General features: G+C 58.4%; 24 protein-coding genes. 11 read left to right on the forward strand and 13 right to left on the reverse strand.

All coding sequences use genetic code 11. The features are described 5' to 3' along the window. Positions 1-5 precede the first annotated feature (5 nt). Both AD669_RS18450 and AD669_RS28815 read left to right on the forward strand, forming a co-directional pair. Positions 6-314: a hypothetical protein gene (locus tag AD669_RS18450; protein WP_053122344.1), complete on the forward strand. Its 309-nt coding sequence runs from the start codon at positions 6-8 to the stop codon at positions 312-314. Continuing rightward, a complete protein-coding gene (locus AD669_RS28815; protein WP_256218882.1) occupies positions 307-432 on the forward strand; it encodes a hypothetical protein in 126 nt (41 codons plus the stop codon). Before AD669_RS18450 ends, AD669_RS28815 begins: the two co-directional genes overlap by 8 nt. Positions 433-494: 62 nt before the next feature. On the opposite strand, the gene AD669_RS18455 is transcribed toward AD669_RS28815, so the two are convergent. The 5 genes from AD669_RS18455 to AD669_RS18475 all read right to left on the reverse strand — a co-directional run bounded on the left by AD669_RS18455 (position 495) and on the right by AD669_RS18475 (position 4,714). Continuing rightward, positions 495-1,247: a hypothetical protein gene (locus AD669_RS18455; RefSeq protein ID WP_053122346.1), complete on the reverse strand. Its 753-nt coding sequence runs from the start codon at positions 1,245-1,247 to the stop codon at positions 495-497. A gap of 81 nt (positions 1,248-1,328) precedes the next feature. Next, positions 1,329-1,523, reverse strand: coding sequence for a hypothetical protein (locus tag AD669_RS18460; RefSeq protein WP_053122348.1), 195 nt, complete (start codon positions 1,521-1,523; stop codon positions 1,329-1,331). Positions 1,524-1,566: 43 nt separating this feature from the next. After that, positions 1,567-2,280, reverse strand: coding sequence for a hypothetical protein (locus AD669_RS18465; RefSeq protein ID WP_053122350.1), 714 nt, complete (start codon positions 2,278-2,280; stop codon positions 1,567-1,569). A gap of 137 nt (positions 2,281-2,417) precedes the next feature. After that, positions 2,418-4,364, reverse strand: coding sequence for a primase-helicase family protein (locus tag AD669_RS18470; RefSeq protein ID WP_053122353.1), 1,947 nt, complete (start codon positions 4,362-4,364; stop codon positions 2,418-2,420). 65 nt (positions 4,365-4,429) lie between these two features. After that, positions 4,430-4,714 (reverse strand): AlpA family transcriptional regulator, encoded by a 285-nt coding sequence (locus AD669_RS18475; RefSeq protein ID WP_053122356.1) that lies wholly within the window; start codon positions 4,712-4,714, stop codon positions 4,430-4,432. A gap of 104 nt (positions 4,715-4,818) precedes the next feature. Between AD669_RS18475 and AD669_RS18480 the strand changes: the two genes are divergently transcribed. From AD669_RS18480 to AD669_RS18490, 3 genes are read left to right on the forward strand one after another with little or no spacing between them, the layout of a single operon-like run. Further along, on the forward strand, positions 4,819-5,445 hold the full coding sequence (locus AD669_RS18480; RefSeq protein ID WP_053122385.1) for a response regulator transcription factor: 627 nt from the start codon (positions 4,819-4,821) through the stop codon (positions 5,443-5,445). 8 nt (positions 5,446-5,453) lie between these two features. Then, positions 5,454-9,098 (forward strand): transporter substrate-binding domain-containing protein, encoded by a 3,645-nt coding sequence (locus tag AD669_RS18485; protein WP_053122358.1) that lies wholly within the window; start codon positions 5,454-5,456, stop codon positions 9,096-9,098. 48 nt (positions 9,099-9,146) lie between these two features. Next, a complete protein-coding gene (locus AD669_RS18490; RefSeq protein WP_053122360.1) occupies positions 9,147-12,092 on the forward strand; it encodes an HD domain-containing phosphohydrolase in 2,946 nt (981 codons plus the stop codon). Here AD669_RS18490 and AD669_RS18495 read toward each other — a convergent pair whose 3' ends face one another. Beyond that, positions 12,093-12,575 carry a GAF domain-containing protein gene (locus tag AD669_RS18495; RefSeq protein ID WP_053122361.1) on the reverse strand — a complete coding sequence of 161 codons (483 nt, stop codon included), beginning with the start codon at positions 12,573-12,575 and terminating at the stop codon, positions 12,093-12,095. It lies immediately after the preceding gene. Continuing rightward, positions 12,572-13,462 carry an ATP-binding protein gene (locus AD669_RS18500; RefSeq protein WP_053122363.1) on the reverse strand — a complete coding sequence of 297 codons (891 nt, stop codon included), beginning with the start codon at positions 13,460-13,462 and terminating at the stop codon, positions 12,572-12,574. Before AD669_RS18500 ends, AD669_RS18495 begins: the two co-directional genes overlap by 4 nt. Before the next feature lie 166 nt (positions 13,463-13,628). On the opposite strand from AD669_RS18500, the gene AD669_RS18505 reads away from it, so the two are divergent. Beyond that, entirely contained in the window at positions 13,629-15,950 is a 2,322-nt protein-coding gene (locus tag AD669_RS18505) for a response regulator (protein ID WP_053122365.1), read from the forward strand. On the opposite strand, the gene AD669_RS18510 is transcribed toward AD669_RS18505, so the two are convergent. The 3 genes from AD669_RS18510 to msrB form a co-directional block, all read right to left on the reverse strand. Further along, positions 15,934-16,395, reverse strand: a complete 462-nt coding sequence (locus AD669_RS18510) for a MarR family winged helix-turn-helix transcriptional regulator (RefSeq protein ID WP_053122367.1) — start codon at positions 16,393-16,395, stop codon at positions 15,934-15,936. The genes AD669_RS18505 and AD669_RS18510 overlap by 17 nt on opposite strands. After that, entirely contained in the window at positions 16,392-16,877 is a 486-nt protein-coding gene (locus AD669_RS18515) for a glutathione peroxidase (protein ID WP_053122369.1), read from the reverse strand. Before AD669_RS18515 ends, AD669_RS18510 begins: the two co-directional genes overlap by 4 nt. 185 nt (positions 16,878-17,062) lie before the next feature. Next, entirely contained in the window at positions 17,063-17,458 is a 396-nt protein-coding gene (gene msrB, locus AD669_RS18520; protein WP_053122371.1) for a peptide-methionine (R)-S-oxide reductase MsrB, read from the reverse strand. A 226-nt stretch (positions 17,459-17,684) separates the two neighbouring features. Here msrB and AD669_RS18525 point away from each other — a divergent pair, with 226 nt between their 5' ends. Both AD669_RS18525 and htpX read left to right on the forward strand, forming a co-directional pair. After that, positions 17,685-18,896, forward strand: a complete 1,212-nt coding sequence (locus AD669_RS18525; RefSeq protein ID WP_016770856.1) for a pyridoxal phosphate-dependent aminotransferase — start codon at positions 17,685-17,687, stop codon at positions 18,894-18,896. 305 nt (positions 18,897-19,201) lie between these two features. Next, positions 19,202-20,089, forward strand: coding sequence for a protease HtpX (htpX, locus tag AD669_RS18530; RefSeq protein ID WP_053122372.1), 888 nt, complete (start codon positions 19,202-19,204; stop codon positions 20,087-20,089). An 84-nt stretch (positions 20,090-20,173) separates the two neighbouring features. On the opposite strand, the gene AD669_RS18535 is transcribed toward htpX, so the two are convergent. Further along, positions 20,174-20,608 carry a DoxX family protein gene (locus tag AD669_RS18535; RefSeq protein WP_053122374.1) on the reverse strand — a complete coding sequence of 145 codons (435 nt, stop codon included), beginning with the start codon at positions 20,606-20,608 and terminating at the stop codon, positions 20,174-20,176. Between the two features lie 109 nt (positions 20,609-20,717). Continuing rightward, positions 20,718-22,139 carry a transglycosylase SLT domain-containing protein gene (locus tag AD669_RS18540; RefSeq protein WP_053122376.1) on the reverse strand — a complete coding sequence of 474 codons (1,422 nt, stop codon included), beginning with the start codon at positions 22,137-22,139 and terminating at the stop codon, positions 20,718-20,720. Between the two features lie 236 nt (positions 22,140-22,375). Between AD669_RS18540 and AD669_RS18545 the strand changes: the two genes are divergently transcribed. From AD669_RS18545 to AD669_RS18555, 3 genes are all read left to right on the forward strand, one after another. Then, positions 22,376-23,182 carry a TatD family hydrolase gene (locus AD669_RS18545; protein WP_053122378.1) on the forward strand — a complete coding sequence of 269 codons (807 nt, stop codon included), beginning with the start codon at positions 22,376-22,378 and terminating at the stop codon, positions 23,180-23,182. Between the two features lie 175 nt (positions 23,183-23,357). Beyond that, positions 23,358-24,839, forward strand: coding sequence for a methyl-accepting chemotaxis protein (locus AD669_RS18550; RefSeq protein ID WP_053122380.1), 1,482 nt, complete (start codon positions 23,358-23,360; stop codon positions 24,837-24,839). A 189-nt stretch (positions 24,840-25,028) separates the two neighbouring features. After that, complete coding sequence (locus AD669_RS18555) at positions 25,029-25,394, forward strand: Mpo1-like protein (RefSeq protein ID WP_053122382.1); 366 nt, start codon at positions 25,029-25,031, stop codon at positions 25,392-25,394. Position 25,395: 1 nt separating this feature from the next. Here AD669_RS18555 and AD669_RS18560 read toward each other — a convergent pair whose 3' ends face one another. Next, positions 25,396-26,190, reverse strand: coding sequence for an acyl-CoA thioesterase II (locus tag AD669_RS18560; RefSeq protein ID WP_053122383.1), 795 nt, complete (start codon positions 26,188-26,190; stop codon positions 25,396-25,398). Between the last annotated feature and the right edge of the window lie 162 nt (positions 26,191-26,352).

A 26,352-nucleotide genomic window follows, 5' to 3' on the forward strand; every position in this document is an offset into this window, starting at 1 on the left:
GTGCCATGGGCGAACTGAGCGGCTACAAGACACGCAGGCGACCCGCCACCACGGCGACAGCACTTGAAGCCATGCTGCGTGACTTCCAGGCTGACGCCGAAGAGCGCGGCAGCGAAGCCACGAAGCAACGGCGGCGGCTCCTGCTGCGTGGCTTCCGTGCCGGGCTGTGGGTGATGGTCGATCGCCCAGACCTAAACGAGGTTGCACAGGCACTGCGGGCTGAGCTGTTCGGGCACCGCTTGCCGGTAGCGCCTGGCGAAGAAAACGAACTGTGCCAATCCGGCACCGATACAGAGGAAGATAGCCATGATTGATAAACGCGATGGCGTGAGCAAAAAGCCAGTGAAGACGCAGGAGTACTTCCCGCAGAGTAACCCTGACCGACCACCCAAGGCCGTACCAGGGAAGAGCGGCGGTAAGAAAGGCAATTGACGGGCGCGCCGCACAAACGAAAGAGGGCGTCTCGGGTAGCACCCTCTATTCGCTGTGCGCTCTCATCCTCTTAAAAGGATAACGCTGCCCTCACGGGCGCGCTCATGCCGCCCCTGTATAGCGTCCAACTTTCCCGCCATAGTATTTTTATGGATACATGGTTCCATAGTGGTTGCTTCGATAATACTCGCCATGCCGAGCGTCGAGTGCTGAATTACTGCTTTAGCTTTGCTGGCATTTTCTTTCATTTGACGAAGATCGTAGTGGACAACCTGTTCTTCGAAGCGCTCCTTGATCAATTTATATTTCGGGACGAGCACTTCAAGAACGGCGTTTCCGTATTCTACGGCCTCTTCTCGCGTGGGTATTTTACCTTTGTGGATCACGGCGTTTCTGAGCTTGGTCATGCTTTGAGGCAATAACGAAGCTGGCTCGTTGCAATAAGTCGCCCATAGAAAAATGAAAGCTCCTAGTTGACGCTCCGACTGACTGGATACTTCTTTCCATGTGACGAGGAAGAGGTCATCAGATCCAGAGGATTTTCCTAGAAAAATCCGAACTGCATACTCATAGAAACGTTCGAGACTGGACGTGAAGGACGAGATCGCCTCCCGGTAATAGCCATCCAGAATCGCATGTGCGCCAATGTCGAATAAGACTTCGAATTTATTCGATTGAAGTACCGTTACCGTGGTATGCCCGAACGCACAGGTAATCTCATAGCACCCATCATCTCTGTACTCGACGAGGTCGATCTCGTCAGCAAAGTGGCCTGGTTCCTGTGAGCATTGCAAACATGGAATAAGCAACCGCATCGTTTTTCCCTTGAGTGGATGACATCTGTGGGCAATACAGTGACGCTACCTATTTGCCATGCTCGTGTACACAAAACACTTTCAGTCACCTCTGTGCTGAAGGCAAAGCTTGGCGATGCCTTGTTTAATGTGCCCGGCGTTCTCCCCAATCGCGTCGAGGGCACCACGCACGTTCTCGCCGACTTCGGTGCGCCCCTGGTTTTCGACCAGCAACGTCAGCCGATTGCCATAGAGCCGCTCGAGGGGGTCAGGCGGAGAGCATTGGGGTGCGACCATGGTTTCGACTCCGTTCGGGGTTGCAGTGAAAGACACAGCAGGCTTATGAAATTTTCGGTTGCTCAGTATCTAGGTATTTTTTGAGAATCTCGCGAGTCATGGAAAGCATTTTCCATCGGATAAGGAAGTCAGTATATTTTGCCTCTACCCAGTTCCCATGGCGCACAGGGTCAGCATAGTCTTTGATGGTTTGCTGAATCTCCACTTTGTTCGTACCCAGTGCTGTGTGCATTTCTTTCCAGCCCGCATCTTTGTCATTCTTAAAAGCGAACGATGACTGGATACTTTCAACTGCCCGATAGCAATAGGTAGCGCAATCGCCTACTTCGTTAATTGCTTGGAGGTAATCGCGCAGTGCCAAGCGAAAAAACACATCTCTCCCTGCCAGTCGGAACGCGCGGTTGAAAACTTCGGTGTGGGTGCTGAAACCCAGCGTTTCTGTGGGTTGGAGCGGATTGCTCGGCCGCACCCCGAAGACATGAGGTGTGCCATTCTCTTCTGTAACCTGAATGAGATCCGCCAAGTATCCTGAACCGTGCGCGAAACCAAGAGCTCCTACAGCAATCAGTGCCATGTCTTCAGCGAAAACTTTGGCAGTGGCCCAGCCGTCAATATCAGGTAGGGTAAGGTTGATGGTGAGTTGGGACGCATCGCAGCTAATCCCAACACTGCCGCCATCCGACATCTTCATACCGATGTGCCCGAATGAAGTGTTCGCCCGCTCCGGCTGAACGCGTCCGGTGACCACATATTTCATTGCTTCCACTCCGTCCTAGGAAACTGGGAGCGTAGCATCTGCAATGTGGTTCAGTGTTCGTTGTAATCAGGCTAAGCGCAGATGTCGTCTGCACGGCGAGCGCGCGTTAGATGCCGCGCCCGAGTCAATCGAGCCAGTCAATACTCACCGTCTTGACCTTTGAACGGCGGCATACCCTCTGGGGCGATGCCGTCTTTGATGTAGTCAGTCCATACGGTGTCAGGCCGTTGATCCCACCAGTCGGGGTTGTCGGAGCACCAGCACTTGCGGTTTGGATTGGTGGAGGGTCTGCCCTCCTTGTCTGGCTTGAAAAGTTGCTTGAAACCCAGCTTTGAGAGCATGGCCGGGAGTGTCTGGGGACTGATCCCATAGGCCTTCATGGTTGATTCATAGGTGGGGATCGCCGCCAGTTGAATGAAGATGCTCTGACAGCGGACGATCTGTTTGGCAAAGGGCCCTTCACGCCCCGCCACACGTTCTTCAAGCCAGTTGATGCCATGCCCCCTCGCGGCCTTCTGCATCGCCCGTGCAGCTTCCGTCTGAGGCACTGGCGCGTACGGATCCCAGTCTTTTGGAAACGTCCATGTCTGCAGCACCTGTGCTAATGCCGGTGCACCTGGCCCGTCGATCCAGTCAATCAAGTCTTTGTAGTATTGGTCGCTTTGGCGCTCGGCCAGACAGCGCAGCACGGCGATCCGCCCATCCTTTTCCATCAACGGCAGCGCGTCTGCGTGGTTGGACGTGATGATGTAGTGAGCGATGTTCTTGATCTCTTTCGACGCGACACCCTTGCCTTCAAATTGCATCGTTGGTTCGGAGATCGTGTTCTTGAATTCCTCCACCGCATCCTTGTCCTTAGGGCCGATCCGTACTTCGTTGATGAAGATGATCCGCTTGTGAAGGATGCTGTCGTTGAACTTGGACGTCAGGATCTTGCTGCTGCCGCTGGTCAGTACCAACGGGGCACCGAAAACTTTTGAGAGAAGTCGGCCGAGGAGGTTTTTGCCCACCCTGCCCTGTTGCGAATACAGCAGCACCGCTGTGGGCATTTTGATTTCAGGCGTCTGATAGAGCTGCGCCAGCCAGCACAGGAAGAACGTCACGCCCACCACGTCGCCACCAGCCAAGTACATCAAGTGATTCGTCAGAATCGTAACGCTGTCTGCAGTTGCTGACGGGTTGGGTTCAGCCATGGTGATTTTCAACTGGTGCCAGCGATTGAACACGTCCGGGCAATCGTCGGCGTCTTGAAACGCGGCCTTGCTCGTAGGCTCCATCACGATGCGACGTACCACACGCCGGTCAGGCTCGTTCCATTGCCACCAGATGTCCCCGGCTGGCGCCTGTTTCCACGTCGTGTTGCCGTCCTTGTCGGCAGCCAGTATCTGGACACCACCATAGTGTTTGGCGCAGTGCTGGCGCATGCCTTCCTTGCAGAACGTATCGCCGCTTTCGATGTGATACGCAACGACCTTGCCTCCGGATGTCAGCAGTACAAAATCCTCGCTGATATAGCGAAGGATCTCGCGGGATTCGTGGTCAATATCTCCCGCCTTAGGTTGCCGATCAGAGGGCTGTGACGCCACCTGCTGACTCTGGCCAACAGGCGCAACTTGTAGGTTGGCGGCGTTCGTGCCGAAAGGTGCCTCTAGATTTGGTACGGGGCCTTCCGGGACATCATCTTCTGCCTGCTGGAGGCTATCCTCACGCGCGGTTCTGGCCTGCTTGGCTGCTGACTGGATCGATTGCACGCATACGGTATCGCCGCGTCGCTGTGCATCCTCCATGGCCTGTTTGGCGCGTACTGCGAGCGCGTCCTGCTCTTCTCCATCGTCGGCAGCCAACGCCGAGTCAAAAGCGGAGAGCCACGTCTCGGCATCCCATACCACAGCTTCATTGGCTGCTGGCTGTGAACCCTCCGCGAAGGCTATGGCGGACGTGGTAGCTGTGGCAGTGATTGATTGTTCGGCCATTGTCAGCACAGAGGGCGCTACGTTTCGCTTGGCCTGAAACTGTGCGGCGAGGTCGAAGATCGACGGCGGCAGTCGAAGACTTGCGGAGGCAGTCGAGCTATAATTACTCATCAGGAAATACCCCTTAACCCCTTCGAGTTCGCGCTCCTTGGGGTTTTCTTTTGTCCGTAGAAAATTCAGGCAGGCTGACTGGCACCGTTAAAGGCAGCCAACGAACTGGGCTCTGGCCGCGCCGCTGCGCGTGCAAGGATCCAAGCATCCACCTCACTCTTCAACCAGGCCACACGTCCGGCGTAACCTCCGGCGCGCGTCATGCCGATCTCCACGGGTGCCGGAAAGTGCCCGGCGCTCACCCAGTTGTCCAGCGTGTTGCGACTGACGCCGATCGCCCGCATCAGGTCGTCCGGATGCAGAAAGATGTCGACGGTCTTGGCGATTTCTCTGGCTCTGGCTCTGCTCATTTCGGGACGCTCCTGCCGGGGTAGCTTTCGGGGTAGATCATCGCGCGGCCAGCAGTAGGAGCCTTGTTTTAGAGCGCCTGTTTGCACCTGTGCCGCAGTTGATTATGAACTCCGTTTTTATTGTCGACGATCACCCGGTCATCCGTCTTGCCGTTCGCATGCTGCTGGAACATGAAGGCTATAAGGTCGTCGGCGAAACCGATAATGGGGTCGATGCCATGCAAATGGTGCGCGAGTGCATGCCTGACTTGATCATCCTCGACATCAGCATCCCCAAGCTCGACGGGCTCGAAGTGCTGGCCCGCTTCAACGCCATGGGTTCCTGCCTGAAAACCCTGGTGCTCACCGCCCAGTGCCCGACCTTGTTCGGCATTCGCTGCATGCAGTCCGGCGCTTCGGGTTACGTGTGCAAGCAGGAAGACTTGAGTGAACTGGTCAGTGCAATCAAGGCAGTACTTTCCGGTTACAACTATTTCCCGAGTCAGGCATTGAATCCTGTACGTAGCGATGACATTCGTTATGCTGAACTTGAATTATTCAAATCGGTCAACGACCGCGAACTCATGGTGTTACAACTATTTGCCCAGGGCCGTACTAACAAGGAAATCGCCAAAGGCATGTTTCTCAGCAATAAAACCGTAAGCACTTACAAAAAACGCTTAATGCAAAAACTCAAAGCCAAATCCCTTGTTGAACTAATCGAAATGGCCAAACGTAACGCACTCGTGTGAGAGCCCGCATGCCCAGTCGTTTAAAGGACTATTTAATAGCGTTGAGTGCAAGCCTGTTGCTGAGCTCAAACGTGTTCGCCATGGTTGGCGAATCACCGGTGTATGCCTTATTCAGTCGCACGACCGGCGAATCGTTATCGGTCACCTTCGAGGCGTCGCAACGACAGTGGTTGCACACCCGCAGCGAACTGGTGCTGGGCACCTCGGCACCGGATTACCCGCCGTTCGACATGACCGTCAGTGGCCGCGATTATGAAGGTCTGACTGCCGACTACGCCGGTTTCCTCAGCGAAGCCACCGGACTGCCGATCCGCATTCAACGATTCCCCTCGCGGGATGCCGCTATTCGCGCGTTGCTGGATGGCCAGGTCGATCTGCTCGGAACGGCGAACGGCTACGAAGCCGGCAACGCCAATCTGGCTCTGTCCGAGCCCTACGCGGTCGACCAGCCGGTGCTGGTGACGCGCGAAGGCGAAACCCGCTCCCTGAGCGAAGGCTTGGCCGGCCTGCGTTTGAGTATGGTTTATCACTATCTGCCGCTGGCCGAGGTCAAGGCGCTGTACCCCAAAGCGCTGATCACCTGCTATCCGTCGTACCAGAACGCAATTAACGCGGTGGCATTCGACCAGGCCGATGTCTTTCTCGGCGACACCCTGTCGACGCACTACATGATCAACAAGGGTTACCTCAACAACGTGCGCATGGCCAACTTCGGCAAACAGGAAGCCCAAGGGTTCAGCTTCGCCGTGCGCCGCAATAATCCGCAGTTGCTGGACGTCATCAACACGGTACTCAAAGCGGTGCCGCGCAGTGTGCGCGAGAACATCGCCAAACGCTGGAGCGCCGGCAGCGACATGTTGCTGACCGATCAGAAACTGCAACTGACCCGCCGCGAAGAGGCCTGGCTCAAGCAGCATCCCGTGGTCAGCGTGCTGGTCAACGAGGCTTACGCGCCGCTGACGTTCTTCGACGGCGATGGCAATTTTCGCGGCATCAGCGCCGACCTGCTGGAGCTGATCCGTCTGCGTACCGGCCTGCGTTTCGACATCCGCCGCAGCCGCAATGATGCCGAAATGGTCAAACAGATCGACAACCACCAGGCCGACCTCATCGCCGCGCTTCTGCCGACCGCCGAGCGCGAAGAGACCCTGACTTTCAGTCGCCCTTATCTGGAAAACTCTTACGTCCTGCTGACCCGCAAGAGTGCGGGCAGCCCGACCAATCTGGGCCAGCTCAAAGACAAACCGATCGCGATTGCGCAAGGCAATCCAATGGTCGAGTACCTGCGCCGCGAATTTCCACGCATCCAGTTGATCGAGACACCGGACACCTTCAGCGCGGTTTCGCTGCTGGCCGAAGGTCATGTTGAAGGCGCGGTGAATTCTCTGGTGATCGCCAACTACTTCATCTCTTCGCGGATTTTCGAGCGGGCGCTGCAGATCACCACCACCATCGGCACCGGTCAGGCTGCCTTTTCTCTGGCCACGGCGCGCGACAATACCGAGCTGAGTTCGATCATCAACAAAGCACTGCTGAGCATCGCCCCCGAAGAACTGGGTGTGATCAATGGTCGCTGGCGCGGCTACACCTCGGCTTCGCAGAACACCTGGCGCAATTATCAACGCCTGTTCTATCAAGTCATCGGTGCTGCCGGCGTGGTTCTGCTGTTGTTGCTGGCGTGGAACGCTTATATGCGCCGCCAGATCAACCAGCGCAAAGCCGCTGAACGGGCGCTCAACGACCAGTTCGAATTCATGCGTTCATTGGTCAACGGCACGCCGCATCCGATCTACGTGCGTGACCGGCAAGGACTGTTGCAAAGCTGCAATGACAGCTACCTCGAAGCCTTCAACGCCAAACGAGAAGACGTGATCGGCAAAAGCGTCATGCAGGGCACGCTGAGCAACGCCTTCGAAGCCCAGGCATTCCAGGCGGATTATCAGCGAGTCATCGCCCAAGGCAAGCCGCTGGTGCTCGACCGTCCCCTGCACATCGGCAATCGGCGGCTGACGATCTATCACTGGATCCTGCCCTATCGTGACTCTAGCGCAGACGTGCAAGGCATCATCGGCGGCTGGATCGACATCAGCGAACGCCGCCAGCTGTTCGAGGAACTGCGCACGGCCAAAGAGCAGGCCGATGATGCGAATCGTGCGAAAAGTACCTTTCTGGCGACGATGAGCCATGAGATCCGCACGCCAATGAATGCGGTCATCGGCATGCTCGAACTGACGCTCAAACGCATGGATCAGCAGCACCCCGATCGCTCATCGATCGACACCGCCTACCATTCGGCCAAGGATCTGCTGGGTCTGATCGGCGATATTCTGGATATCGCGCGAATCGAATCCGGGCGCCTGAGCCTGAGCCCGGAACGGGTCAACCTGGTCGAAACGGTGGCGTCCGTTACGCGCATCTTCGATGGTCTGGCGCGGCAAAAAAACCTGTCACTGCACATGACGTTCAACCCGCCGCAACTGGCGGTCGACGTGCAACTGGATCCGCTGCGGTTCAAGCAAGTGCTGTCCAACCTGATCAGCAACGCGATCAAGTTCACCGAGCATGGCCAAATCAGGATCACTCTCGATCTGATGAAAACCGACGATCCGGCGCGCTCACTCATGCAACTGACCGTACAAGACAGTGGCGTCGGCATCAGCGCCGAAGATCAGCAGCGTCTGTTCGAGCCTTTTGCCCAAGCGGAGAACAGCGCTCAGCAAGCCCGCAGCGGCGCGGGTCTGGGTCTGGTGATCAGTCGCAGCCTGTGCGAAATGATGGGTGGAAAACTGCAGTTGAGCAGCCATCCCGGGATCGGCACTCAGGTGTGTATTTCCCTGCCATTGGAAACATTCCCCGCCGAAGTGATCACCCGCAAAGCCGAGCCGCCGATCAAGGCATCACTCGCCCCACTCAACGTATTGGTGGTGGATGATCACCCGGCCAATCGTCTGCTGATGTGTCAGCAACTGGAGTTTCTGGGGCACCAGTGCAGCCTCGCCGAAAACGGCAGCAGCGGACTGGACATGTGGAAAGCAGGTCAATTCGATCTGGTGATCGCCGACTGCAACATGCCGTTGATGAACGGCTATGACCTGACCCGCGCGATACGCCTGCATGAGCAGCAGAACCACAGCCCGCCGTGCACGGTGCTGGGTTTCACCGCGAATGCTCAACCCGAGGAAATCCTGCGCTGTAAACAGGCCGGGATGGACGACTGCCTGTTCAAACCCTTGAGCCTGAGCCAACTGAGCCACTGGGTGGACGGCATCACCCCGGCACCCCAAGCGCCGGCATTCAACCTGCAAAGCCTGAACTTGCTGACCGGCGGCAACCCTGCACAGGGCCGGCGATTGTTGGCCGAGTTGCTCAAAAGCAGCCGCCTCGACCGTGAAGAATTACTCGCGCTGTCGCCGCAGAACGACTGCCAGGCATTGGCGCTGGTCGCCCACAAGATCAAAGGCGCGGCACGCATTGCACAGGCTTCGCGAGTGATCGAATGCTGCGACGCACTGGAACAAGCCTGCAACCAGGCAATGTCGGCAGACGAGATTGCGCGGCGCTGTGCGGCGAGCAATCAGGTGATGCTCGAACTGGAGCAGGCGTTGCAGCAACAATTGGCATTGGCCGACCAAGGCAAAATGACTGTGCCTTAACTATGCTTGGGCGCTGAGCAGTGAGTTAAACCTTTTGGAGAGCCAGAAATGCCCAGCCCACTGCGCCCGGAACAACGCCGGTTCCCTCTGCATGTGCACATCAGCGTCATGTTTACGTTTCTATTGCTGCTTACCGGTGTGATCCTGGGACTGTTCAATTACCGACAGACCACGCAGATCATCCTCTCGAGCAGCGAAAAACTGTTCAACCGCATCGAACAGGATGTACGCGTCGACCTGCACGCCACCTATCAGCCAATTCGCCATCTGCTCAGCCTGCTGGCAGACAACCCAGCCACACAGGCCTTGGCGCTGGATCAGCGCCTGCCTTTGCTCAGGCCATTCAGCCAGTCACTGACGGACAATCCGGATCTGGCCTCGCTGTATCTGGGTTATGCAAACGGTGACTTCTTCATGGTGCGACCGTTGCGCAATGGTGCTTTGAAAACCCTGCTCAAAGCACCGGAGGCCGCAGCGTTTCAGGTCTGGAGCATTGAGCACGGTGCCGATGGCCCGCCACGGTCGCAATCGCTGTTCTTTGATCAATCGCTCACGCCGATCACCCGGCAGGACAACCCCGAAGACCTTTATGACCCGCGTACCCGCGCCTGGTTTACCAGCGCCCGACAGCAGGCCGAGCAAATCACCACCGAACCCTACGTATTTTTCTCCACCCACAATGTCGGCACCACCCTCGCCCGGCGCAGTGGCGAAAACGCCGTAATCGGCGCCGACCTGACGCTGGAAGCGCTGTCCGCGACCCTGACCAAACACGTGGTCACCCCGGCCACCGAAATCGCCTTGTTCGATGCCGACGGCAATGCCGTGGCCTACCCCGACAGCAGCCGTCTGATCGTCGACGATCGCACCGCACGGCTGGCCAAGGTGACTGATCTCAGTCCGCAATTGCATGCGTTGCTGTCCGGCGCGCACAAAGGCAATCGCCTGGAATCCGAAGGTCGCCAATGGATCGTCGCCCGCAGCAGCATGCAGGAAGGTGGGCCGCGCGGTCTGCAATTGGCCTTGCTGGTGCCAGAGGACGAGTTGCTGGTCGACGCCTATCGCATGCGCTGGCAAGGTGCGCTGATTACCCTCGCGACGTTATTGCTGTGCCTGCCGCTGGGCTGGTTGATCTCACGAATTCTGGTCAAACCCCTGCACGCGCTGGTCAAGGAGGCCGACGCGATCCGCAGTTTCGATTTCAATTTCCCCCTGACCCGACGCTCACCGGTGCTGGAAGTCGATCAGTTGAGTGTGTCGATGGCGCGAATGAAAGACACGCTGGCGAGTTTCTTCCGCATCACCGACAGCCTTTGTGCCGAAACCCGATTCGCGCCGCTGTTACAGCGAGTGCTGTTCGAAACCGTGCAGATCGCCCAGGCTCAGGCAGGCTTGATCTACCTGCGCGAAAGCGACGGTAATCGAATGGAACCTTACGGGATGGTCATCGACGGCACCGCGCAAACCCTCGAAGATTTCGATATTCAGGGCCACGACCTGCAGGCACATCAAGGTCCGGCATGGTTTCAAGAGCTGGCACACGCCGACAACGTGGTGAGCAACCTGGGTTTCGAACAGGCCGGCGACCTGCAAAAAGTCTTGCTCGCGATGGCTTCGCCGCGCGTGCACCTGATCGGCATTCGCCTGCGCAACCGCCACAACGAAACCATCGGCCTGCTGATCTTGCTGGTGAACGACAGCGGCACGTCCGCCGACCTGGAAAAACTGCGACCGGATCGCATCGCCTTTCTCCAGGCCGTGTCCGGCGCCGCCGCGGTGAGCATCGAAAGCCAACGGTTGCAGGCCAAGCAGAAACAACTGCTGGACGCCTTCATTCAATTGCTGGCCGGCGCCATCGACGCAAAAAGTCCCTACACCGGCGGCCATTGCCAGCGCGTGCCGGAACTGACTCTGATGCTCGCTCATGCGGCGGCAGCCAGTCACGCCCCAGCCTTCAAGGCCTATCAACCCAGCGAAGATGAATGGGAGGCGCTGCACATTGCCGCGTGGCTGCACGATTGCGGCAAGGTCACGACGCCTGAATACGTGGTCGACAAGGCCACCAAACTGGAGACCATCAACGACCGTATCCATGAGATTCGCACGCGCTTTGAGGTGCTCAAACGCGATGCGTGGATCAGCTACTGGCAAGCACTGGCCATGGGCGGAAACGAAGCACAGCTCAGCGTTTTGCGCGACACCACGTTGTTGGCACTCGATGAAGATTTCGCCTTCGTCGCCCGCTGTAATCTGGGCAGTGAGGCGATGGCCGAAGCGGATCTGCAACGACTGAATGAGCTGGGCCAGCGCACATGGATGCGCACACTCGACGATCGTTTGGGGGTGTCATGGGAAGAAAACCGTCGCCAGTCGCGAACCTCGGCGCCGACTCTGCCAGTGCGGGAAAAACTGCTTGCGGACAAGCCCGAACACTTGCTCGAACGCGCCGACAGTGAGCTGATTCCGGAAGACAATCCGTGGGGTTTCAAACTCGACGTGCCGCGCTACAAATACAACCGCGGCGAGTTGTACAACCTGAGCATCACCCGCGGCACGCTGACCCGCGAAGAGCGTTACATCATCAACCATCACATGGTGCAGACGATCCTGATGCTCAGCCACCTGCCCTTCCCCGGGCATCTGGACAGCGTCGCGGAAATCGCCGGCGGCCATCATGAAAAAATGGACGGCACCGGTTATCCGAAACGTCTGAAACGCGAAGAAATGAGCCTGCCGGCACGGATGATGGCGATTGCCGATATTTTCGAGGCACTGACGGCGGCAGATAGGCCTTACAAAAAGGCCAAATCCTTGAGCGAGGCGCTGAATATCATGGCGACGATGAGCCACGAGTCGCACATTGATCCTGAGCTGTTCGGCCTGTTCATCAACGAAGGCGTGTATTTGCAGTACGCCACGCGCTTTCTTGATCCGCAGCAGATCGATGCGGTGGATCCCGCCAGCCTGCTCCGCAAGGCTGGCGTCAGCGCATGATCAGCAGTCGGTCAGGCGCAGGAAAATCGCCGCCAGTTGCTCGATGCCAGCCTGATCGTCAGCGCCAAAACGCGCCAGCTTCGGGCTGTCGAGGTCAAGCACGCCAATCAGGCGGCCGTCCTTGACCAACGGCACGACCAGTTCACTGTTCGACGCGCTGTCGCAAGCGATATGGCCGGGAAACGCGTGAACGTCTTCAACTCGCTGCGTCTGCAAGGTTGTTGCCGCCGCGCCGCAGACACCGCGACCAAACGGAATGCGCACGCAAGCGATCTGCCCTTGAAACGGGCCGAGCACCAGCTCTTCGTTGCGGTTGAGGTAGAAACCCGCCCAGTTCAGGTCATCGAGCTGGTTAAACAGGAACGCCGAAAACTGCGCGGCGTTGGCGATGAAATCGCGTTCGTCCGCCAGCAGCGATTCCAGTTGCGCGGCCAACATGCCATAGCCTTCGAGACCCTGGCCGCTTTGTTGCAAATCAATCATGCCTTGTGCTCCAACAATTTCAGTCCCACCCAGTAGCGGGCGAATTGGTACGCGCAACGTCCGTTGCGATTGCCGCGGCCAGTGGCCCAACGCACGGCGAGGATGTCCAGCTCTTCGTCGCGCTGCCAGCTCAGATTGGCCTTGGCTGCCAACTGGCCGATCCAGTGTTCAACGACGTCGAGGAAGTGTTCTTGGGTGAATGGGTAGAACGACAGCCACAGGCCAAAGCGATCCGACAGAGCAATCTTGTCCTCCACCGCTTCGCTTGGGTGCAACTCACCGTCGACGCGTTTCCAGTTTTCGTTGTCGCTTTCCTTCTCCGGCACCAGGTGGCGACGGTTCGATGTGGCGTACAACAAGACATTGTCCGGCGCCTGTTCCAGCGAGCCGTCCAGCACGCTTTTCAACACGCGGTAATCGCCTTCGCCGGACTCGAACGACAAGTCATCGCAGAACAACACAAAGCGCTGTGGCAGTTTGCCGATCTGCTCGACCACGCGCGGCAGGTCGGCCAGATGATCGCGCTCGATCTCGATCAAACGCAGGCCGGCTGGGGCGTGTTCCGCCAGCAATGCGCGCACCAGCGAGGATTTACCAGTGCCACGCGAGCCCCACAACAAGGCGTGGTTGGCCGGCATGCCGTCGAGGAATTGCTCGGTATTGCGGCCCAGTTGTTCGAGCTGACGGTCGACGCCGATCAGGTCGGACAGACGCATGTCGAGGCTGACTTCCAGCGGCAGCAAATAACCGCTGCGCCCGTCACGCTGCCAGCGCGCGGCCAGGCAAGTGTTCCAGTCGATCACCGGACGCGGTGCCGGCAACAACGGTTCGATCCGCGCCAGAACCGACTCGGCGCGTTCAAGAAAAGCATTCAATCGGGAATCCACGTCTTTTCCTCGGGCTCGTTCACAGTGATGATGGCGATCCAGCCACGACACACAGACTTAAAGTCCCGCACCCAGCCTTGTTACAAGGCGATTCGGGAACCTCGGTATCCATACATGATCGACTATGCTTGAGCAGCGAAGGGAAACGGAAGTGGTTCAACACCCCATGGATATCAAATTCACCCAACGGCTGTCGTACAAGCAAGCCAAGCTTACTGTGCTGGTCGGGTTCATTCTGGGCACGCTGCTCAGCCTGCTGCAAATCGGCATCGATTATGCCAGTGAAGACGCTTCCATCAACCGTGAAATCCTGTCTTTGCTGGAAATCAGCCACAATCCGGCGTCTCGCATCGCTTACAACATCGACGCCGAACTGGCCCAGGAACTCACCCTCGGCCTGCTGCGTTCGCCGGCCATCATTTCCGCGCAACTGACCGATAACAACGATACGGTACTGGCCAGCGTCAAACGTCCCGAGCTGCAAAGCGGCTACCGGATGATCAGCGACGCCCTGTTCGGCGCCAAACGCCAGTTCGAAGACCGCCTCTACCTCGACCACCTGCCCACCGAATCGCTAGGGGTGCTGAGCCTTGAAGTCGACACCTATGCCTTTGGCAGCCGCTTTCTGCGCCGGGCGGAAATCACCTTGCTCAACGGTTTCGCCCGCAGCCTGATTCTTACCGGCATTCTGCTCGCGCTGTTCTATGTGATGCTGACCAAGCCATTGGTGCGGGTGATCCGCGAACTCAGCAGTCGCGACCCGCGCAGCGCAGAACCGACAACTCTGGAATGCCCCGCCGGGCATGCCAATGACGAAATTGGCGTGCTGGTCAAAGTCGCCAATCAGCAATTCGAAAACATCGCCACGGAAATTCAGCAGCGCCGCAACGCGGAAAACCGCCTGACCGATTACCTCAGCCAACTGGAAACCATCGTTTCCTCGCGCACCGCTGAACTCAAAGCGATCAACACGCGGCTCAGCCAATCCAATCAGGAGCTCGAAGTCGCCCGCAGCACCGCGTTGGACATGGCCGAGGCACGCTCGGCATTTCTGGCCAACATGAGCCATGAAATCCGCACGCCGCTCAACGGCTTGCTGGGGATGATCGCGCTATCGCTGGACGGCCCGCTGAATGCCGAACAGCAACAACAACTGGCGATCGCCCACGACTCGGGCAAAGTGCTGGTGGAATTGCTCAACGATATTCTCGATCTGTCGAAATTCGATGCCGGGCAACTGGAGCTCGAACACATTCCGTTCGACCTCGGTGCGCTGGTCGAGGACACCGCCAATCTGCTCTCACAGAATGCTGCGCCGAGCGTCGAGCTGACCTGCCTGATTGATCCGCACTTCCCCGCCCTGGTACTCGGCGATCCGACCCGGGTTCGGCAGATCGTCAGCAACCTGCTGTCGAACGCGTTGAAGTTCACCCGTTTCGGTCGCGTCGATGTGCGCTTGTCGGCCTATAAGGATGGCGTGCGCATCGAAGTCTGTGACACCGGGATTGGCATCGCGCAGGAAGCGCAGGTGAAAATCTTCCAGCCGTTTACTCAGGCTGGCGCTGGCATCACTCGGCAATATGGCGGCACCGGGCTGGGTCTGGCATTGACCTACAACCTGTGCGAAGCCATGCAGGGCCGTCTGACGATCAGTTCGGAAGCCGGTTTCGGCAGCCAGTTCTGCGCCGAATTGCCGCTGCCCAGCCATACCCGCGCGATCGCTCCGGCACCGCTGCACGGCAAAGTCCTCGCCATCACCGCTGGCAGCAGTGGCCTGGCGGAACTGCTGAAAAGTTTGCTGCCGGGCTGGGGCATCGAATACGACCAGTGCACGATTGATGATTCATTGCTGGGCCGCACGCCTGACGTATTGATCACCGATTGCCCGGAATGCCTGTTCGGCCTGCGCCCCACCATTGAGGCGCCGATTTTACTGGTCACCGCTTATGGCAGTTTTCTGCCCAGCGAAGAAGCCGCGGCGCTGGCGCCACTGCAGCAGCAGGCGCGACCGCTGGCTCGCAACGCGCTGTATCAGAATCTGCGCAGAACCTTGCAAGCGGACATCACCGACGTCGGTGACACACCTCTTGAGGCTGCACCCTCGCTTCGACGCGCTCGGGTTCTGTTGGTCGAGGACAACCCGGTCAATCAACTGGTGGCCAAAGGCATGCTCGGCAAGCTTGGCTGCGAAGTGGTGGTCGCGGCTCACGGTGCCGAGGCGTTGGATCAACTGGAATTCCATGATTTCGACATGGTGCTGATGGACTGCAACATGCCGGTGATGGACGGTTACGAAGCAAGTCGGCAGATTCGTCAAAGCGGGCGTTGGCCACAATTGCCGATCGTCGCCCTGACCGCCAACGCCATGTCCGAAGAGCGAGAACGCTGCCGCGCGGCGGGCATGAGCGACTATCTGGCCAAACCGTTTCGCCGCGAAGAACTGGCAGCGCTGCTTGATCAATGGGTGCCAGTTACGCCAAAGCCTTGATCTGCCCGAGCAAGTGATCGAGGCCGTTGCGCAATTCGTTGAGCCGATCAAGATCCACGCCGCTGTCGCACAACAATTTTGCTTTGAGCGGCCCGACCTGCTCGCGCAATGCTTGCCCGGCGGCGGTCAGGCTCAAATGCACCTCACGCTCATCGCGGGCCGAACGCTGGCGCTGCACCCATTGCATTTGCTCCAGACGCTTGAGCAACGGCGTCAGCGTCCCGGAATCCAGTGCCAGACGTTCGCCCAGCGCTTTCACCGTCGGTTGCTCCGGGGCGCTTTCCTGCCATTCCCACAACACCAGCATCACCAGATATTGCGGGTAGGTCAGACCGAGTTGATCGAGCATCGGCTTGTAGGCGCGAATCACTGCGCGGGATGCGGCGTACAGCTTGAAACACAACTGGTTGTCGAGCTGCATCGAATCGACGGACAGGCTGTTCATTTCAGCAGCGCTTCGATCTCGCCGTTCAGATCCTGTGGTTTGGTGGTCGGGGCGAAACGCTTGACCAGTTGACCATCCTTGCCGATCAGGAACTTGGTGAAATTCCACTTGATGCCCTGCGAACCCAGCAGACCCGGCGCGCGCTTTTTCAATTGCACGAACAGCGGATGCGCATCAGCACCGTTGACGTCGATCTTCTTGAACAGCGGGAAACTCACGCCGAAATTCAGCTCGCAGAACTCACTGATCGCGCCTTCATTGCCCGGCTCCTGCTTGCCGAACTGATTGCACGGAAAGCCCAGCACCACTAGGCCCTGATCCTTGTAGGTCTGCCACAGTTCTTCGAGGCCTTTGTATTGCGGGGTGAAACCGCACTTGCTCGCCGTGTTGACCACCAGCACCGCTTTACCGGCGTAGTCGGCGAGGGTCTTTTGCTCACCCTTGATGGTTGTGCACGGGATATTCAGCAGGTTGTCGCTCATGGGTCGGGCTCCGCAGGAAGTGGCAAAGGGCAAACATAGCGAGCAATTAAATTGTGTGCAATTTAATTTATCGGATTACACCCCTGTAGGAGCTGCCGAAGGCTGCGATCTTTTGACGTTGTTTTTTAAAGCAAGATCAAAAGATCGCAGCCTTCGGCAGCTCCTACAGGGGTTTTATCGTGAAGTTACTCGCGTGGTTCGAGGTTCAGGCACACCGAATTGATGCAATACCGCAGACCGGTCGGCGGCGGGCCGTCCGGGAACACGTGGCCCAGGTGCGCGTCGCAGCGAGCGCATTTCACTTCAGTGCGAATCATGCCGTGAGTGGTGTCACGTATTTCGGTCATCGCGCTTTCGCCGATGGGCGCGTAGAAGCTCGGCCAGCCGCAGCCGGAGTCGAATTTGGTCTTGGAATCGAACAGTGGCTCATTGCAGCACACGCAATGATAAACACCGTCGGTTTTGGTCGCATTGTACTTGCCGGAGAACGGTCGTTCGGTCGCACTGAGACGGCAAACGTTGTACTGCTCGGGGTCGAGCATCTCACGCCATTCTTCCAGGGTTTTTTCCAACTTTTCCATCATCACACCTCAGCGGCTGAAAAAGCCCGATCTGTACCTTTTCCACGGATCGAGCGGCACGTATGATTGCGCCTCATTTGATGCCAGTCTGGCAGCCGCGTTACATGCACTCAAACGGATTTTTTGCAGCGTCACGTTCCGGCACCCGGTTGGCATGCAAACGCAGGAATCCCAGTACGGTAGTTCATACAGCGTCTGGATCGTTCATTTTCGGGATCACATCGCCATGCAGTTCAGCAAATCGAACAAGCTCGCCAACGTCTGCTACGACATTCGCGGCCCGGTGCTCAAGCACGCCAAACGTCTGGAAGAGGAAGGCCAGCGCATCCTCAAGCTGAATATCGGCAACCCGGCACCGTTTGGTTTCGAGGCGCCGGACGAAATTCTTCAGGATGTGATCCGCAACCTGCCAACCGCGCAAGGCTACAGCGATTCCAAAGGCCTGTTCAGCGCGCGCAAAGCGGTGATGCAGTACTACCAGCAAAAGCAGGTTGAAGGTGTCGGCATCGAAGACATCTACCTGGGCAACGGCGTGTCCGAGCTGATCGTGATGTCGCTGCAGGCGCTGCTCAACAACGGCGACGAAGTGCTGGTGCCGGCCCCGGACTATCCGCTGTGGACGGCGGCCGTGAGCCTGGCGGGTGGTAACGCCGTGCATTACCTGTGCGACGAAGGCGCCGACTGGTTCCCGGATCTGGCCGACATCAAGGCCAAAATCACCCCGAACACCAAAGCGATGGTGATCATCAACCCGAACAACCCGACCGGCGCGGTGTATTCCAAGGAAGTGTTGCTGGGCATGCTGGAAATCGCCCGCGCACACAACCTGGTGGTGTTCTCCGACGAAATCTACGACAAGATTCTGTATGACGACGCGGTGCACATCTGCACCGCTTCGCTGGCCCCGGATCTGCTGTGCCTGACCTTCAATGGTCTGTCGAAGTCCTACCGCGTGGCCGGGTTCCGCTCGGGCTGGATCGCCATCTCCGGGCCGAAACACAACGCGCAGAGCTACATCGAAGGCATCGACATGCTGGCGAACATGCGTCTGTGCGCCAACGTGCCGAGCCAGCACGCGATTCAGACCGCACTCGGCGGCTATCAGAGCATCAATGATCTGGTGCTGCCGCAAGGGCGTCTGCTGGAACAACGCAACCGTACGTGGGAATTGCTCAACGACATTCCGGGCGTGAGTTGCGTCAAGCCGATGGGCGCGCTGTACGCGTTCCCGAAAATCGATCCGAAAGTCTGTCCGATCCATAACGACGAAAAATTCGTCCTCGACCTGCTGCTCTCCGAGAAGCTGCTGGTGGTGCAAGGCACGGCGTTCAACTGGCCGTGGCCGGATCACTTCCGCGTGGTCACCCTGCCGCGCGTCGATGATCTGGAAATGGCCATCGGCCGCATCGGCAACTTCCTCAAGTCCTACCGCCAGTAATAGGCCAGCAGTGCGCAACGCCCCGAACGTTGCGCACTGTCTGATTCGGCAACACTTCTGCGCCCCACCCTTTGCGTACGCCTTCTACACTTGCGACTCGTACCGATCACGTGCGTCTGACGTAGTCGCGACGGGTCGCGGCTGTTTGTCATCCCTGTCGGTTTACGTTGTGGGAAATGAACCTTGCACCGAAGAATTCACTGTAGGACACAGTTTGAAATAGTCACTCAGTTGAATAGCCCGCTGCAGCACCTTATATACCCCGCAGTACGCTACATCTTTAGCTTGAGGAGATTTCTACAACCATGATGCGCATCCTGCTGTTTTTGGCCACTAACCTGGCGGTCGTGCTGATAGCCAGCATCACCCTGAGCCTGTTCGGCTTCAACGGGTTCATGGCGGCCAACGGGGTTGATCTCAACCTTAGTCAGCTGCTGGTTTTCTGTGCGGTCTTTGGTTTTGCCGGTTCGCTGTTCTCGCTGTTCATCTCCAAGTGGATGGCGAAGATGAGCACCAGCACCCAGATCATCAGCCAGCCACGCACCCGGCATGAGCAATGGCTGCTGCAAACCGTCGAGCAATTGTCCCGCGAAGCCGGGATTAAGATGCCCGAAGTCGGTATTTTCCCGGCCTACGAGGCGAACGCCTTCGCCACCGGCTGGAACAAGAACGACGCGCTGGTCGCGGTCAGTCAGGGCTTGCTCGAGCGTTTTTCGCCCGATGAAGTGAAGGCCGTGCTGGCTCACGAAATCGGCCACGTGGCCAACGGTGACATGGTCACGCTGGCGTTGATCCAGGGCGTGGTGAACACCTTCGTGATGTTCTTTGCACGGATCATCGGTAACTTCGTCGACAAAGTGATCTTTAAAAACGAAGAAGGCCAAGGCATCGCCTACTACGTGGCGACCATTTTCGCCGAACTGGTGCTGGGCATTCTGGCCAGCTCGATCGTCATGTGGTTCTCGCGTAAACGCGAATTCCGTGCTGACGAAGCCGGTGCACGTCTGGCCGGTACCAGCGCCATGATCGGTGCCCTGCAGCGTCTGCGCGCCGAACAGGGTCTGCCGGTGCATATGCCGGACACCCTGAATGCCTTCGGCATCAACGGTGGCATCAAGCAGGGCTTCGCGCGCATGTTCATGAGCCACCCGCCGCTGGAAGAGCGTATCGACGCCCTGCGCCGTCGCGGTTAAACCCGGCGCAGCAAGCCAGTCGCAGTAACAAACAAAAAGGCCCGTATCTCACGATACGGGCCTTTTTTTGTCCGGGTTTTGCGATCAGCCAGCGATGGCGCGATCCACCGAGAGTTTGCCGGCGCCTTCGATCAGTACTGCGAGGCTGCCACCGAGCAGGGCCAGGGCAAATTCGTAACCGTTGTTGGCCATGAACAAACCGTTGCTGATGTGTACGGTGAAGATCGCCACCAGCGACAGGAAGGTCAGGCCCAGCGCCGCCGGACGAACCAGCAAACCGATGATCAGCGCCAGACCGGCGAAGAACTCGGTACCACCCGCCAAGGTTGCCATCAGGTAACCCGGGTGCAGACCGATGCTGTCCATGTATTGCGCGGTGCCGGACAAACCGTAACCACCGAACAGTCCAAACAGCTTTTGCGAACCGTGAGCCGCGAAGATCACACCGACAGCGATGCGCAGGATGGTCAGACCGTAACCGGCGCGGGTGAACAGGACTTTGTTAATCAGTGAGCTCATGGAAGCATTCCTTGTTTTGCGAGAAGTGTGTGTTGGTTGGCCGCTATATTAATCAGTTAATTTCATGATAAAAGCGCAATTATTCCGCCATAACAATCAAATTATTAGATCATTTGCGTGAGGCTACTTTTTGTCCTCCGGGCTCCAACGACTCCCGCTCCCGGTCGAACGCCAAGTAATACTTGTTCACGCTATTAACATAGCTGACCGGCCCCATTCCCACCTGCTCCATGGCAATGCGCTCGACCTGGAAGAACCACTGATTGGGATTCAAACCGCGCCGCCGCGCTTCGGCGCGCATGCCTTGCACCCGCTCCGGGCCGATGTTGTAAGCCGCGAGCGTGAAGGCCATGCGCTCGCGCTCGTTGAGCTTGGGACTGTTGAAGAACTTGCGCCGGATCATCGCGAGGTATTTGGCCCCGGCCTGCACATTGGCATCGAGATTCTGAATATTGTCGACGCCGACGCGTTGCGCGGCGGACGGGGTGATCTGCATCAGCCCGGTTGGGCCACTGCCGCTGCGCGCATTGGGTTGCAGCGCGGACTCCTTGAACGCCAGCGCCGCCAGATTCAGCCAATCCATTTTTTGCGCGTCAGCGTGTTTTTGCAGGGTCGGGCGCAGTTTTTCCAGACGCTGGCGATCAGCCTTGGCCAACGGATAGTGAACTTGATAGAGGCGACGGTAGATGCGCAGAAACGCCGCATCTTCGTTGGACGGCTTTTTGTAGCCGGTCAAGAAGCGATCAATGCTCGCCCGCAACATCGAGGCGTCGCGGCGGACGAACCAGTACTCTTCGCCAGGCTCGCTGATCATCAACTGCCGATCAAAACGCAATTTCGGCAGGATCTTGCCCCAACGCTCGGCGATGGGTTGCTCGACGATGGTCAGGTGGAAAATCCCGCCCTGCACCATTTCCAGCACGTCTTCGACCGCCAGCGTCGGATCGACCCATTCGATCTTGATCGGCGCGAGTTTGTGCAGCGCCAGTTTCTGATTCAGCTGGCTGACGGCCTCCCCCGCTGCGCTGCCAGTCGGCAAGGCGAGGGTTTTACCGGAGAGTTGTTCAACCTTGGTGTAGCGTCGCTCGCCCTTGATGCCGACCAGGATCAGCGGCACGTTGCTGGCGATCGGTTCGCTGCTGGCCACCGCGTGACCCGGTTGCAGGTCGAGCAATTCTCCCGGCGCCACCAGATCACCTTCGCCACGCTGTAACGCGCCGAGCAATTGATCCTTGGATTTTGGAATGATCTTGAGGGTGATTTCCTGACCGTCACGGGCGTGACCGTTGAGGTATTGCTCGAAGGCGCGCAAGCGATGGTATTCGACGCCGATCGCCTGGCCCTGGACTTCACCGGAGCTGTTGCGGCTCTGGTTGACCAGCACCCGCAACACGCGACTGCTGCGGATCTCCGAGAGATCGCGCACCTTGGCGGCCGGCACGGCTTGCAGCGGCCCGGGCAGGCGCGCAACCGCCGTCATCGGCAGCAGCAGCGATCCACACAACAGCAACAAAACCGAGGGACGAACCATCCACTCTCCGGAAAGAATACGGGGCAATTTCACCGCTGAACGGTCGAAATCACCGACGAAAACAGAGCGCCTGGAGCGCTGGCAAGGTGCGAGAGACTGGCACAGCGTTGGCATTGCTGCCAATCAGACGGGTCTCGCGGCATCAAAAGACAGCTTTAACTCGTTGTAGTTCTTGGCTTTTCTTATGAATCTACAGCTCTGGTATGCTTTCCGGCCTTCGGCCCGAGGTAGCAACCATGCAACTCATCGATATCGGCGTCAACCTGACCAACCCAAGTTTCGCCGACAAACACCAGGCCGTACTCGACCGCGCCTACGCCGCCGGGGTCTGCCAACTGGTGCTGACCGGCACCAGCGTCGAGGGTAGCGAACAGGCGCTGGAGCTGTGTCATCAACTGGATGAGAGCGGTCAACGGCTGTTCGCCACCGCCGGCATTCACCCACATTCGGCCAGTGACTGGAGCGCTGACAGCGCGGGGCGTTTGCGCAGTTTGCTGAAGGAATCGAACGTGGTCGCGGTGGGCGAATGCGGGCTGGATTTCAATCGCGATTTTTCCCCGCGTCCGCAGCAGGAGAAAGTCTTGGAAGAACATTTGGCGCTGGCCGTCGAGCTGCAGTTGCCGGTGTTCCTGCATGAGCGCGATGCCAGTCAGCGACTACTGGAGATACTGAAAGGCTTCCGCGATCAGTTGCCTGCCGCAGTGGTGCATTGCTTTACCGGTGAGCAAAAAGCGCTGTTCAGTTATCTCGACATGGATCTGCACATCGGCATTACCGGCTGGATCTGCGACGAGCGTCGGGGCACGCATCTGCATCCGCTGGTAAAAGAGATCAAACGCGGAAGGCTGATGCTGGAAAGCGATGCGCCTTATTTGTTACCGCGTACGTTGCGACCGAAACCGAAGAACGGGCGTAATGAGCCGGCGTATCTGACGGAGGTGTTGCGCGAGGTTGCTCTGCATCGCGGGGAAACCGGGGAAGAGCTGGCTGCGCACACCACCGCGTGCGCCCGCGCATTCTTCAATCTCCCAACTTTGGTGTAAGCCGCAAAAGATCGCAGCCTTCGGCAGCTCCTACAGGGTGTACACCTTCCCAATGTAGGAGCTGCCGCAGGCTGCGATCTTTTAATCTTTTGACCCACATCAAATCCAGATCCCTCCGTAGCGGCACAATACTGGCACCTTGCCAATGCTGTTTCCGCTATCAGAGAAAACCTCCATGGGTGCCTGGCTTAGCAATATCTCGCTGAAATATAAATTCTGGGCGGTCAACGCGGTCGCCTTCGTCACCACGTTGTTGTTGGTGTTGTACGCCGTACACCTCGAACAACAGGCGCGCAGTCATGCGTCAAAGGCCTCCGCGCAGGCCCAGGCGCAGTTGCTCAAGGCCTGGCCGGTCGGGCAAGCGCTACCCAAAGCCGATCAAGTGCTGACCTTCAAACGCGGTGAAGCGCCGCGCCTCAACGATCAACCGTTATTGGAAATCGCCGACAGCAACGGCTGGATCGAGATCAACCCGATGCCATTGTTCGGCAAAAACCCGTTGATGGGCGCCGAGGTGTTCAGCCGTGCCGACGGTCAACGCGTCGCCGTGATCGCTTATGGCCCGAGCCTGGCGCAGGTATTCGATGAGCGTTTCGCCAACTTCGCCGTGGCCGTCTTGATCCTGATGCTGGCCATGCTCGGCGCCTCACAACTATTGATCCGCTTCCTGCTCAGCCAACTCAACACCCTGAAAGACGTGATGCTGCACGTCGAGAAAAGCGGCGACCTCTCGGCCCGCGTGCCATTGGCCTGCACAGATGAAGTCGGGCAGATGGCCAGTGCGTTCAACGCGATGCAGGCGGGTTATCAGCGTGTGGTCACCACTGTCGCCAACACCGCGCGGCAATTGGATGTCGGCGCGGCGCGGCTGGCGGCGAGCATGGACGAAGTGCGTCACGGCATGCTCGGCCAGCAGAGCGAAACCGATCAAGCGGCCACGGCGATCAATGAAATGACCGCCACGGTCTATCACATCGCCCAGCACGCGGGTGCCACCCGCGATTTGTCGCAGACCGCTGACGGTCTGGCCGGCAGTGGTCAGCAAGTGGTGGCGCGGGTGCAGCATTCGATCGCCGGTCTGTCCAGCGGCGTGCAGCAGACGGCCGAAATGATTCAACGCCTGGCTGAGGACAGTCAGAAGATCAACGGTGTGGTCAGCGTGATTCACAGCATCGCCGAGCAGACCAATCTGCTTGCTCTCAATGCTGCCATCGAGGCTGCGCGTGCGGGGGAAATGGGCCGTGGTTTTGCGGTGGTCGCTGATGAAGTGCGCCACCTCGCGAAACGTGTGCAGGCTTCGACTGATGAGATCACCACGATGGTGTCGGCTTTGCAGGCCGGCACGCGCGATGCGGTGGATTTCATGCAGGAGAGTTCGTATAAGGCCGACGATTGTGTGCAGCAGGCGCAGGAAGCTGGCGCGGCGCTGGCCGAGATCACCGGCGCGGTGGCGCAGATGCGCGAGAGCAATACGCAGATCGCCGTGGCGGCTGAGCAGCAGAGTCAGGTTGCCGAGGAGATGAATCGGGCGGTGGTGAGCATTCGCGATGTGACCGAGAACACCGTGCAGCAGACGGTGGATTCGGCGACGACCAGTAATGAGTTGGCGACGTTGGCTGGGGAATTGAGCAAGGCGATTGGGCAGTTGAAACTCTGAGGATCAAAAGATCGCAGCCTTCGGCAGCTCCTACAGGTGTACACCTTTCAATGTAGGAGCTGCCGAAGGCTGCGATCTTTTTTGTCCATCATGCCTATGAAGCCAATAGCCAACCTCGATTCGCCGCCCTCCCCGCCCCGGCCTATTCTCCATCCATGTGTTCAACATGGATCGAGGAGTAGCCACATCATGGGCAAACGTCACCCCAACCTTCCCGCGTGGCAATGGCGCGCGTACCCGGGCAATCATCAGCACCCGACCAATCTGGTGTTGCACCTGATTGCCGTGCCGTTGTTCATCGTGGCGTTTTTGTTGATCGTCTCTGGCGTGTTCAGCCTGAGCCTGGCCAGTGTCGCCATCGGCGTGATTGGCATCGTCGCGGCGCTGGGCTTGCAGCGCCACGGTCACCGCTTGGAGGCGCAAGCCTCCGAGCCGTTCAGTGATCGCAAAGACGCGATTTCACGTTTGCTGGTCGAGCAGTTTCTGACTTTTCCACGGTTCTTTCTCAGCGGCGGCTGGTGGCGCGCCTGGCGAGAGCGTCACCGTCGGCATTGAGTCAGGCGAAGATCGTGACGGTCTGCCGACTCATGGCAATCAACTCACCTTCCGCGCTCCACAGTTTCGCGGCGGCATGCCCGTAGCCGTCGGCGGCGTACTCGGTTTCCACGCGGTACTTGCACCAGTCCAGCGTGCTCAATTCACGTAATGGCTGCACGAATTCGATGGTCCAGGTCAGCGTGCTGCCCATGGCCGGTTTCTTCAGATGCGGCAGCAGCGACGGCGGCCATGCGTCGACCAGCGCAAGAATGTGCGCCTCGGTCACCGGCTCTTCCTTCACGTCGCCACGCAAACGCACCCAACCGCCCATGTCCCGCGAAGAATTACCGGTAAACGGCAAACCGCCAATCGTCCAGCGCATCGCCAGATGACGCATGAATTCCGGCAGCACACCCTTGATGTACGGCAGTTCCTGACATTCGTCCCAGTGCTTCATGTCCGGCGCAGGCTCAGCGGCAATCGCCACTTCCGAAGGACGCGAGGCGCCAAAACTGCCTTGCACCAGCGTGACCACCTGACCGTTCTGCATCGCCCGGCCCAGCACCTGGCTGACGGCTTTGCCTTCACGCAGCACATCCACTTCAAAACTCACCGGGACTTCCGGCTCGACCGGGCCGACGAAGGTGATCGCCAGCGAACGCACCGGGCGATCCGCCGGCACCTTGGCGCGCATGGCTTCGTATTGCAGCGCGGCGACGAGGCCACCAAAACTGGCGCGGCCCTGAGCCCATTCGGCGGGGATCGACAGTTCCGGCTGGCGGCGCACCGCATCGAGCAGATCACAAAAGCGCATGGCAACCTCAGAAACGAAAATGAATGCAGGGATCTTAACCACAGCCGGAGAGCACCGCAGCGTCTATTCCGGTCAAATGCGCTGACAGATCAGACACCACTCCCTGTAGGAGCTGCCGCAGGCTGCGATCTTTTGATGTTGAAAAACAAGATCAAAAGATCG

The organism is Pseudomonas sp. P1.31 (assembly GCF_001269815.1).
In the GTDB taxonomy this organism is placed as follows: domain Bacteria; phylum Pseudomonadota; class Gammaproteobacteria; order Pseudomonadales; family Pseudomonadaceae; genus Aquipseudomonas; species Aquipseudomonas rustica.